The organism is Bacteroidia bacterium (assembly GCA_026932145.1).
GTDB lineage: Bacteria > Bacteroidota > Bacteroidia > J057 > JAIXKT01 > JAIXKT01.
Map to the genome: position 1 here is coordinate 17,859 of JAIXKT010000010.1, position 12,227 is coordinate 30,085.

Here is a 12,227-nt window from a genome sequence, read left to right on the forward strand (position 1 = left end):
TAGATAATACGAATCCTTGCTAAATTGAGAAAACCCGCAAAATGAACTCTAAATGTAGCTAATAACTCCGTATCTTTGTTCTAAGTTGATGTTCCGTTTTAAAGGTATTGTGTTTAAGATAATCCTCTAATGTACAGAAAGCCAACTCTCTATCAAAATTTATTCCGCCAATCTCCAAAAATTATATTTTTGTCGTGTACTAATAAAAAAACAGATAGAGCCTTTTTGGCTCTATCTGTTTTTTCTTTTCGTTGATAATTATCTCAACAAGGTTACAGAACCGGTAAACTTCTTCTTCCCAATGGTAACAATGTAATAATAAACTCCTTCCGGTTTATCACCACCGTTCCAATGGTTTTCAATGCTGTTTGCAGAGAATACTTCTATTCCCCAACGGTCAGTAATAACGATTGAGAATGGATCTACTCCAGTATAGTTAATGATAAGTTGGTCATTTATACCATCTCCATTGGGTGTAATCACATCCGGAATAGTTATCAGTGGAGCATCTACTACAATCGGTCCTTTACGAACAGAGTCGGTACAACCCTCTGTATCTGTGGTGATTAATACTACCTCATAGATTCCGGGATATAAGTATTGGTGTTCTGGGTTTGCTATGGTAGCGGATTCTCCGTCTCCAAATAGCCAGATACGTGAAACCGTATTTTGGCTTTTATCTTCAAAGTAGATTTTCCCTTCCGGTAATACAAATCGGGTCGGTATTTCCGGGACGCTTGAAAATACAGCATTGCCACGAGTGCCTACGGTAACTAAGTCTGATTTTAATAATGTATCCATACAACCTCCTGCACCGTAGGTTATCAACCTAACGGAATATGTCCCCGGTGCTGTATAAGTATGCTGTGGATTAGGCACATTGGTTACTGTGCCATCTCCTAAATCCCATGCCCAAGCAACATTTCCTGTTGATTGGTCTGCAAAAGTAACGTAAACCCTGTCGCATTGGCGGCTTTCTGTGCTGGTAAAGTTTGAGTTTGGTATTGGATTTACTCGCACAGTTACGTGTGCAGTATCTAAGCAAGCTCCGTCAAAAACTACTACAGAATACGTTTGGCTTTGAAGTGGTGAAGCATATACGATGGAATCAACGGTAGAACTCAGATTATCATTCGGTGACCACAAGTAAGAAGCTGTTGAACTACCTCCGCCAGCGTGCAGCCTAAATGTAGTGCCTATGCACCCCTGAGAGGTGTCCGATGTCGCAGTAGCGTGTACTAATGGAGTTACTATCAACTGAATAGAATCAACGACTACACAACGATCTGCCCGAAGTGTTAGATAGTACGTCATCGTATGTGGTGGCGTAGCAATTGGGGTTACAATAGAAGGATCGTTCAAATAGGTTTCTGGACTCCAGCGGTAAACGACTGGGTCAGGTGTCTGACCAATTTTGGCCGGTAAGCGGAATGATTCACCTATACATAAAGTATGGGTTTCGTTTGTAGTATCAGCATCTACTACCGGGATATTTTTTACCTGTACTAATATTGAATCTTTTAAGAGCTGGCTTATACACCCGTTGTTTGCTGTTATTCGCAGCCTATAAACCGTTGTTTGGTTGGGAGAAGCAATCGGATTTAAAATATTGGGGTTATTCAAACCGGCTGTTGGTGTCCATTGATAAGTTGCAGGTTCTTCAGCCAAAACGTCAATTGCTTCTAATTGAACAGATTCTCCCGGACAAATTGGAGCCACTGGACGCAGGGCAAATGTAGGTAATGCCTTAACAATTACTGTAATAGAGTCAGCAATACTTCTACAGCCATTAGATTCAGTATTCAAGAAATAGGTAATTGTATGCGGAGGCGAAGCCTTTGGGCGCAATAATGTAGAATCATTTAAACCGGTTGAAGGTGCCCAAAAGTAACGATAAGGAGTGCTGCCTCCGCTGACTGTAGCCGGCAAGATAATTGAATCATTTTTACAAATCTCCATTGTTGGAGGGCCTGCATCTGCATTTGGTCTGGGAATAACTCGAACCGTAACATGAGACAAAGTATCTGCCGAAAGAGAAACACAGCCCGCAATTGAAGAAATCACAACTAAGCGATATGTTGTTGTTACAGAAGGAGTTGCGTATGGATTTGCTAATGTAGAATCACTTAGCCCTAATGATGGAGACCATAAAAACATACAGCTTCCCATACATTGAGACTGAGTTCCATTTAAAAATACTCCTTCTCCTTGACATATAGTTACATCTGAACCGGCATCGGCAATCGGCAGGTTAAATACATTTACAAAAATCCTCAAAGAATCTGATAAGCAGCCTTTTGCATCTCTGGCAACTAAGGTATAGATAGTTGAGTTTGCCGGTGAAGCAATCGGGTTTAGAATATTGGGATTGCTTAGCCCCAAGGTTGGTGTCCATGAATAATAAATCGGTGGCGTTCCGGAGATGGACTGTGCCGGCAACATTACCGCATTGCCTCTACAAAGAGTCAATGTGCTTTGGTTAGAAAAGACCTTAGGCCGGTTATTAACAACGATGCAAACTGTATCCACATTACTGGTGCAGCCATTACAAATTGCGATTAATTCATAACAGGTGGTTCGTTTGGGATAAACTGTTGGTTGTAGTATTCCGCTTGCGTTTAAAGATGTCGTATCTCCTGAAATAACTCTCCATTGATACTGACATCCGGCAGTTACGGTTACAGTTCCTTGTAGTGTTACAAAGTCGCCTTCACATATTTCGCTTCCATTACCCGCTGAAATTACCGGAACCGGAAGTACCCAAACCTTTACGGGGGTTCTTGTTAGTGAAGTACAACCATTGCTATCTGCCTGAACATAATAGGTTGTGTCAGAAGAAAGCGTAGGGGTTACTAAGGTATCTCCTACATAAAAAGAGCTACCACCGGTCTGGGTTGTAAACCATGATAGTATCGAAATCCCTGGATTTAATGCAGTTAATGTAGAAGAATAGCCTGCGCAAATAGTATCTGAGGGTATCGTTGGTGGATTGGGAACTTTTTTGGCCGTTAGGTGAACTGATTTTCTGCCCGGACTGAGACAGCCGTTACTATCTGCCTGAACATAATAGGTAGTATCGTTGGTAAGTGCCTGTGTATATTGGATTCCATTATGAAAAGGAATACCGCCATTGGGAGTTAAAAACCACAAGTAATTGGTTGCTGTGCTATAATTCACCACCGAAGCGGTTACAACATCGCCATAACAGACTGCTGTATCTACCAATGTCGGAATCTGAGGTAATGGCTTTACTCGAACAGTTATAGGCTTACGATTAGGGTTAATACAGCCGGCACTATCAGACTGAATATAGAATGTACTGTCAGTAGTTAAAGCCGTTGTGGTATAGTTGTTTCCGGTTCGGAATGATGTCCCTCCAGTTGAAATAGAATACCATGTGTAAAATACCGGCCCACCTCCATTAATAACCAAAGTAATTGGCTCATTATAGCAAACTGATGTATCTCTAATGGATGCCTGCTGAGGTAACGGTTTTACATAAACCCATACCATTTTTCGGGCAGAGTTTGTGCAACCATTACTATCTGCCTGAATGTAAAATGTGTCTGTAACAGTTAAAACTGGAGTTGTAAAAGTATTTCCGGTTCCTAATTGTGTGCCATTAGCAGGCAAATCCCACCAAGAAAAACTCGTTGCACTTGGATTTAGGACGGAAAGCGTTGCTGTTTGGCCACTGCAAATTGTATCATGCTTAGTTGTAGCCGGATTAGGTAGTTTTTTTACAGATACTGTAACCATTTTTCGGGATGAACTCGAACATCCATTGCTATCTGCTTGAATATAAAATGTAGTATCGGCTGTTAAAGAAGAAGTTAAGTAAGAATTTCCAGTATAAAAAGGAGAACCTCCGGTTGATGTTCTATACCACGTAAAACTCGATGCTCCGAGCGTAGTTACTGTAACGGTAGCTTTATCACCAAAGCAAATTATCTCGTTGTTAGCCTGTGGTACTTGCGGTAAGGGTTTTATGCCAACGGCTATCATTTTCCGATTTGGATTAACACAACTTGCGCTATCTGATTCAATATAATACGTTGTATCGGCTGTTAAAGCTGGTGTTGTATAGCTTGTTCCGGTAAAAATAAGCGTACCGCCAGTAGGCTGGTTATACCAACGATAGATAGTTGGCCCACCTCCAAAAATAGCTAAAGTAGCCGACTGCCCATAGCAAATTAATGTATCTACAATATTTGCCTGGCGAGGTAGCGGTTTTACTTTTACAATAACCATTTTTCTGTTTAGATTGGGGCAGCCCGCACTATCAGCTTGAATATAAAAGGTATCACTAACCGCCAAGATAGGTGTTGTATAACTTGTTCCGGTAAAGAATGACGTACCACCGCTGGCAGCATCAAACCATGAATAAGCGGTACTTGCGCTAGCTCCGCTAATGGTTAGTGTAGTTAATTCATTTTGGCATATTACTGCGTTATTAATAACTGCCTGTCTGGGAGAAGGTGTCGTGCGGATATAAACACTTCTTCTGGGAAAACTTGTGCAGCCATTACTATCTGCTTCTGCATAAATCGTTGTATCACCGGTAGGTACAAAAGTGAAAATATTCCCTGTAAAAATCGGTGTACCGCCGGATGCTTGGCCGTACCAATGTATCAAAGATGCTCCTACTGAAACATTTATTGTAACAGGGTTGGTTAAACACACAGTATCTCCAGGAATGATTGGTAAGTTGGGTACTTTCCGAACATATACCGTTATGACTTTCCTGCTGGCGCTTGTGCAGCCCGCACTATCCGTCTGAATGTAAAATGTGGAATCAACGGTTAATGGAGTTGTGGTATAAGAAGATCCAGTGTAAAATGCAGTTCCGCCAACAACAGTTCTGTACCATGTATAAACAGACGGAGGAGTGGCCTGAATCGCTAATGTAACCGAAGAACCGGCACAGGTAAAAGTATCCTGAACATTCGCTAATTGCGGTAACGGCTTTACGGTAACGATAACCATCCTACGAAGTGTATTTGTACAACCATTACTATCTGATTGCACATAAAACGTATCCGAAGTGGTCATAACCGGAGTTGTATATGAATTTCCCGTAGAAAATTGAGTACCTCCTGTAAGGTCGGTCCACCAAGTAAATGTAGTTGCGCTAGCATTTAATATTGTTAAAGTAGTAGTTTGGCCACTACATATTAAAGCATTATTTACCAACGCACGGTTAGGGATTTTCTTTATGTACATCGTAACAGCGCGTCTGCTGGCACTTGAGCAGCCATTGCTATCTGCCTGAATATAAAAAGTAGAATCCGATGTTAAAGTTGTTGTGTAACTTGTTCCGGTGAAAAATGCAGTTCCGCCGGTTGCGGTACTATACCACGTAAAAATAGATGTGCCTCCTGTCGTTATATTAATTGTTGCAGATGTACCGGCGCAGACACTAACATCCGCGGCATCAGGTACACGGGGCAACGGACGGATGTGTACCGTTACGGCTTTCCTGCTGGCGCTTGTGCAGCCCGCACTATCCGTCTGAATATAAAATGTGGAATCAACGGTTAATGGAGTTGTGGTATAAGAAGTTCCAGTGTAAAATGCAGTTCCGCCAACAACAGTTCTGTACCATGTATAAACAGACGGAGGAGTGGACTGAATCGCTAATGTAACCGAAGAACCGGTACAGGTAAAAGTATCCTGAACATTCGCTAATTGCGGTAACGGCTTTACTGTAACGATAACCATCCTACGAAGTGTATTTGTACAACCATTACTATCTGATTGGATATAAAACGTATCATTAGCTGTGAGAGCCGGGGTTGTATAAGTTGTTCCTGTATTAAAAGACACCCCACCGGTAGCAAAGTCATACCACGTATAGGTGGTTCCTCCGCCTCCAATGATATTTAAAGTTGCCGTTTGTCCGTAGCAAATCAGCCCGTTTGGAATATTGGCTTGGTTTGGTACTTTTTTTACCGTAACCGTAACTGCCTTTCGAGGAGTTCTTACGCAGCCATTACTATCAGTTTCTACATAAAAGGTAGTATCCGCTGTTAGAATAGAAGTAGTATAGCTTGTTCCTGTAAAAAATGGTGTACCCCCCGTAAGCTGGCCGTACCAACGAAATATTGATGTTCCCCCTCCAATTATCGGTAAAGTAACCGATTGCTGGCCACATATTACAACGTTAGCTACATTAGCAGGAGAAGGAACGGGTTTTACTCGGATTGTTACTTGTTTACGAGTAAAATTAGTACAACCATTACTATCAGATTGGATATAGAATGTTGTGTCCGCTGTTAAGAATGAAGTAGTATAACTATTTCCCGTAAAAAATGGAGTGCCACCAAATGAAGCAGAATACCAAGTAAAGGTAGTTGCGCTACCGGAGTTAAATGATATTATTGCTCGCGACCCAACGCAAATTGTATCATCGTTTGCATTAGCTTGTTGCGGTACAGGTTTTACAAAAACGGTAACTGCTTTTCGGGGGTCTCCTGAGCATCCTGCCGAATCTGATTGGATATAGTAAGTTACAGTACTATTTAAAGTTGGAGTTGTATAACTATTTCCTACCCGAAAGGCTGTGCCTCCGATAGAAGTTGTGAACCAAGAGTATGTAGTAGTTCCGCCGCCGGCTATAGTTAAGGTAGTGAACTGCCCGCTACAAATTGTTGGGTTAGAAATATTAGCCGGATTCGGTAGTTTAATAACCCGAATAGCTACCATTTTACGGCCACTTGAACAGTTGTTGCTGCTATCAGCTTGTACATAGTAAATAGAATCCGCCGTTAGAACTGTAGAGGTATAAGAATTTCCGGTAAAAAAAGAAGTTCCGCCTACTGCTGTTTTAAACCAACGATAAGTGCTGTTTCCGGGATTTACAATAGTTAAGGTTCCACTTTGGCCGCTGCAAATAAATACATCACTTACATTTGGTAAATTTGGGTTTGGATTGACGGTGATGGGAACAGCAAGCCGTGTTGGGTTTGTGCAGCCTGCGCTATCAGACTGGATGTATATAGTCAAAGATGATGTTAAAACCCCAGTAGTAAAAGAATTTCCGGTAGCTACCGAAGAACCTCCCGTTGGTAATGTGTACCACGTATAGGTTGTGCCCGGTTTTGGATTAGAAATGGTAATCGTTATTGGATTTCCTGAGCAGACTGCTTGGGTTGGTACCGTAGCCAACTGCGGGTAGGGAATAACCGTTAAAAGGGTTGCGGTACTGGTATCTGCACCACAACGTCCCTTGACAATACAACGATAACTTCCTGCATTACTTGGTGTAACATTTGGAATACTCAATGTTGCATTTGTCGCTCCCGATATATTTGCCCCGTTAAATTGCCATTGATAAGTCCGTTGGTAGCCCACAGCCGTAATGTTAGCCGTAAATGTTGAACCTTGGCATAAAATGACCGATGAAGATGGCTCTTGGGTGATTCTGACGGAATCCCGAAAAGTAACCATAATTGTATCCCGCAAGGTATCGCAAGGAGTTTGGTTCTCAAATATAAAAGCTGCAGTTCCTACATAGCTTGGATTTGTCATAAACAGCACTGCTGTTTGGTTTTGTGCCCAAAAAGTACCTACCGCTGCCCCCCCAAGATGCCTCCAAAATGGCTTAATCTTGGTGGAGTCTCCTCTAATTTGACCCGTAAATACAATTCTTTTACCTTGGCAGGTATCTATATCAGATCCGCCATTTATCGTAATTTTAATACTTTTGGGCGTATATGGGGCATCACAGTTTCTATTTTGGTAAGAAGGATTGCCTGCCCAATCAAAAAAAACAGTACCTCCGGTTGTTGAAGCTGGATAACCGGGTAAAAAACTTGATTGCCAGCTAACGGTATCTGCGCAGCCGGCTCCAAAACTAACCGCAAAGCGTTGGGTTACAGCTACTGCATTTGTAAAATGGCCGCCGCCTTGAGCTGGCTGAGAACACTGTGGTACAACATACAAAGTATCTTCAAGGCCCGTAAATTTTTGGGCAAGTTGATCAAAGTACGTAATACCTGAAATAACCAATACTTTGGCACCGGCAGGGATTATCCCTGCATTTGGAGTACCCGGTAAGGGAGGAAATACTAAATAACCACAATTTTTGATAGTATCTGAGGTTATGATTGAGTTAATTTGATTTATCTTGTTGATCAATGAAACCGGAAGAGTACAAACGCCAAAACCGGAATGCCAAGGGGTTTTTCTCCAAGTAAAGCCGGCTGTACCCGGCCAGTTTCCCGCAACTATGTTGTTAGAATTACCGGTACTGTTGGGTGCGCCGGCAATGTTCATATTCGCTATATTTAGCGGGTTGGGGCCAACTTGAAATATAAACATTTCATTATCTGTTTCGCCAAGGCCAACTCCTCCTGTGCAGGCAGCTACCAAAATACTTTCTATCTCCAAGCATTTAGTGGGTGTTTGAGCAAATAGCTTCCCATTAAATACAGCAAGTATTCCCAGTAAAATGATTCTCCCTAAATAAAAAAATCTCGTGTACATAGTGGTATTCCTTTCCACAGCAATTCCTAAATTAAACCGCAAAGCTATTTATTTTTGGTTGTTTCTCTATTTGCTTTTTGCGAATAGTTTAAGCAATACCCTGAACGGTTAAAATTTTAGTGTTGCATAAATCCAGCTATACTCATTTTTTCCACATAAAAATCCACATTCTATTAAAAAGGGCACGTTTTCAATAGCTTGAGTATATCCACAAGTGGCCAAAACAGGCATACTTGCCTTTGTGAACACATTTGTTCTGATTAGCCCGTAACCACAAGTTATTTTTGCCGGAGAAATTACCACAAGCAATGGCAAACCCTCTTTTCAAATACATTTTCTTTCTGATTAGTTTCGGGCTGATTCTAAATAGCTGTAACCGTACCGAATCCTTAATAGATACGGCTTTATCAAACTCTAAAGAAAATGCTACTACCGCAAGCAGTAACAAAACTCAATTAATGAATGGCGACTTAGGCGCAGAAAGAACCAAAGTTAAACCTAAATGGAGAGCCATCAAAAAATTTAAAGGAAAAAAATCCCGAAAAACAGAAGCCTTTAAGATAAACGGAAAAGAATGGAAGGTTTCTTGGAAAACCAAAACACCTCCAAATAAAGAAGATGCTGAATTTATCCTGCTCCTTAAAAACCGTAATAACAAAGAAGATTCGCACGTTATTGCCAATTATACCGGCTCTGATGAAGACTTTTCTTTCTTGGAGGGGATAGGAGAATATTACCTGCAAATAAACTCAACTCAAGACTACGAAATAACCATTCACGAGCTCAAATAAGTGCCTCGATACTTTATTGATGTTCGCTATGTTGGTTTTCCATTTTGCGGGTGGCAAAGGCAATTAACCGGTATTTCTATTCAGGAAATTTTAGAGGAAAAACTTAGTATCCTACTAAAAACACCCATTACGGCCGTTGGAGCCGGCAGAACAGACGCAGGGGTTCATGCCTACAAACAAGTTGTCCATTTTGACTTTTCGGGTAGTTTAACATCCAAATTTATTTATCAAATAAATGGAATGCTCCCAAAGGAAGTTGCTGTTCAAAACCTGCGGATAGCCCGTAATCCAGAAACGCATGCTCGTTATCAAGCAGTTTGGCGAGAATATACTTATTATGTTTCCAGAATAAAAGATCCCTTAATGATCGGGAGAAGTTGGCCTTATACTCAGCCATTAGACCTTCCATTGATGCAGGAACTGGGTATTTTGCTCACCCAACATACTGATTTTGCAGCACTATCTAAATATAATCCAGATATAAAATCTACAATTTGTCAAGTTCATTTTGCTTATTGGGAAACCAGCTCGGAAATTTGGACGTTCAGGATTCGAGCTAACCGTTTTTTGTGGGGAATGGTTCGAACCATTGTGGGTTTAATGCTTGAAGTCGGGAGGAAAAAGATAACTCTCGATGCTGCCACAGGCATCATTAGCACTAAAAACCGATGCAATGCGCCTATGGCAGCACCGGCCTGCGGATTGTATCTAACTGATGTAGAATATCCTGCCGAATCTTTCATCCCTATATCCAAATAAAAAAACAATTAGACTCAATTTAGTAAACTGCTTGCAATTTGCTTACTATCTTTGTATATGATTTTTGATAATCGGTATTTTAAGTTCTTATTATTGATTTTAAGTTCAATTTATAGTGCTTATGGTCAGCAAGTTCAGCTATCAAAGGGGAGAAGTATTACCCACCTTGTTAATGAGTCTTCGTTTCCTTATGGAGTTTCGGCATCGGATTCCGACTGGGTTTTGTTAGCCTCTTCTAAAAAAATATCTGTACATTCACCTAACCTAACAGAGGTTTTAGGGCAAAGCCCAGAAGATTTGTTTCAAAGAAGTCATATTTTTTCGGTTCGTTGCGGCTATTATTCCGCCGGAAATTTGTTTATATTAGCTGCCTTAGTTTCAAACGAAAACCGCCCCACTGAATTAGCTATTGCTTATTTCAAGATAGACTCTACTCATAATAACTGGACAAGCTACTACTACAGCACTGATTTAGAGAACAATAACACCAACTTACAGCATTTAGATTTCGCTGTTTATGCCCAAGAGGCTATTCTTACCGCAGAAGTGATTGACACATCCGGAAATCTGCTAAAAAATGCTGTTTTACAAATGAGCTTAACGAACATCGAACAGTCCAAACCAAGTTATCTAAACTGGAAGAATCTGCCCACTTTTTTTGTTGGAACTCCCGGATTATTATGTCCGGTAAAGTCTCGAAATACTCCTCCCTACTACATTATATCAACTCAAAAGACCAGTTTCTCCCAAATTTTCATGTATTCTATTTCGGACACGCTGGGTGGGGCAGCCGAAATCACCGCTTCTGGAGCCTCAATCCCTACTTATTACGAACCACAGTCATTTCAGCCCAATGGCTCTCCCCTACTCACCTGCGGAGATACGCGCATACGAGATGCTTATTTGCAAGATTCTTCTCTGTATTTTACCTATACTTCTCAAAATAACGGTTTTAGCTCAGCTATCTTTGCAAAACTGAACTTAAATACCGCCCAAGTTGAAATCCTAAACAAACAAGATACCTTAGAGCGTTCTTGTTTTTCGGCTATTGCTCCGTTATTAGAAAGCGGAAATTGGATAGGAAACGTTATTTCCCAAAAAAAATACCCTAATTCCGGTTTTGGATACTCTGAGGCTTACAGCATTACGGCTAATTCGGTCATTTCAGATGCAATTCAGCTCAAAGCAAGTACAGAAACCCCCGATAATGCCGACTGGGGAAGTGTATCTCAAATCGTATCTACATCCAACAATACTTCTTGGGTACTTACCTCTTTTCATAAAAACAATAAATTACAAACAACTGCTATTGAACTAATTAGCCAAACGACATCCAGAAATACACCGAACAATACCCAGCATATTACTGTTTTTCCGAACCCGGCAAGTCGTAATGTTAGCATTAATTTACAAAGTTGCCCAACGCCTATTGAATATATTTTGGTTCAAAATATTTCAGGAAATGTCATTTTAAAAACTGATATAAAAAGCAATACTGATTTGAATATAGATATTTCAAACTGGGAAAAAGGTATGTATTTTATTGATGTTAAATTTGTTAATGGAAATAATGTATATGAAAAATTGGCAATTCAATAAATTTAAGGTAGTTTTTATTTTGGGAATAGTGTTCTTTTTGGCTTCCTGCCACGGGAGCAAGAATGTTTCTTCTAAAAACAAATCTACTTCAGATAAGACAACCGCCACCGAATCTCACCCCACCGGTAACAATGGCAATAAGAGTGCAGAACAAAACCCCGCCACTAATTCTGAAAACTTAAATCCGGTTAAAGACAGGCAACTTCCAGCAAAAGAAAACGCACCTACCATTTTTCAGGAAATCCCTAACCCAAATAGAAAACCCTGAAATAGAAATCGTTGTAGCTATGTAATTGGCAAAAAAGCTAACTTTACAATTTAGATTTAAAACCAAAACTACTTTTTGTACCTTCCTGTGATACGAAATATCTTTGAAATCAAGCAATACCTTATCCAGCTTATAAATATTTAATTCATTGATAATTAAATATTTAAGTTAAAAACTACCGAAGTATTGTTTAAATATAAATTTGGCTAATTATTAGACTTAGTATAAGCCAAAAAATCCAGCGTTAATAAAGAGCTAAAGGTATCATTTTATACGATAATGATATTTTAATTAGACCAAAATGTATCTATATTCATATATTT

The 12,227-nt window shown here is 40.3% G+C and carries 5 protein-coding genes; 4 read left to right on the forward strand and 1 reads right to left on the reverse strand.

Features of this window, described 5'->3' with window-relative positions:
- Positions 1 to 258: 258 nt before the first annotated feature.
- Positions 259 to 8,487, reverse strand: coding sequence for a gliding motility-associated C-terminal domain-containing protein (locus tag LC115_04100; GenBank protein ID MCZ2355863.1), 8,229 nt, complete (start codon positions 8,485 to 8,487; stop codon positions 259 to 261).
- A gap of 308 nt (positions 8,488 to 8,795) precedes the next feature.
- Between LC115_04100 and LC115_04105 the strand changes: the two genes are divergently transcribed.
- The 4 genes from LC115_04105 to LC115_04120 are packed head-to-tail and all read left to right on the forward strand — an operon-like array spanning position 8,796 to position 11,904.
- Positions 8,796 to 9,278 (forward strand): hypothetical protein, encoded by a 483-nt coding sequence (locus LC115_04105; GenBank protein MCZ2355864.1) that lies wholly within the window; start codon positions 8,796 to 8,798, stop codon positions 9,276 to 9,278.
- Positions 9,279 to 10,037 carry a tRNA pseudouridine(38-40) synthase TruA gene (truA, locus tag LC115_04110; protein MCZ2355865.1) on the forward strand — a complete coding sequence of 253 codons (759 nt, stop codon included), beginning with the start codon at positions 9,279 to 9,281 and terminating at the stop codon, positions 10,035 to 10,037.
- Positions 10,038 to 10,094: 57 nt separating this feature from the next.
- A complete protein-coding gene (locus LC115_04115; protein MCZ2355866.1) occupies positions 10,095 to 11,636 on the forward strand; it encodes a T9SS type A sorting domain-containing protein in 1,542 nt (513 codons plus the stop codon).
- Positions 11,614 to 11,904 carry a hypothetical protein gene (locus LC115_04120; GenBank protein MCZ2355867.1) on the forward strand — a complete coding sequence of 97 codons (291 nt, stop codon included), beginning with the start codon at positions 11,614 to 11,616 and terminating at the stop codon, positions 11,902 to 11,904. The genes LC115_04115 and LC115_04120 overlap by 23 nt, the downstream gene beginning before the upstream one ends.
- The last annotated feature ends 323 nt before the right edge of the window (positions 11,905 to 12,227 follow it).

Bases quoted from the DNA above. Each gene is read 5' to 3' on its own strand.
- LC115_04105 (MCZ2355864.1), top strand. From the start codon at position 8,796: ATGGCAAACCCTCTTTTCAAATACATTTTCTTTCTGATTAGTTTCGGG.
- LC115_04100 (MCZ2355863.1), bottom strand. From the start codon at position 8,487: ATGTACACGAGATTTTTTTATTTAGGGAGAATCATTTTACTGGGAATA.
- LC115_04120 (MCZ2355867.1), top strand. From the start codon at position 11,614: ATGAAAAATTGGCAATTCAATAAATTTAAGGTAGTTTTTATTTTGGGA.
- LC115_04115 (MCZ2355866.1), top strand. From the start codon at position 10,095: ATGATTTTTGATAATCGGTATTTTAAGTTCTTATTATTGATTTTAAGT.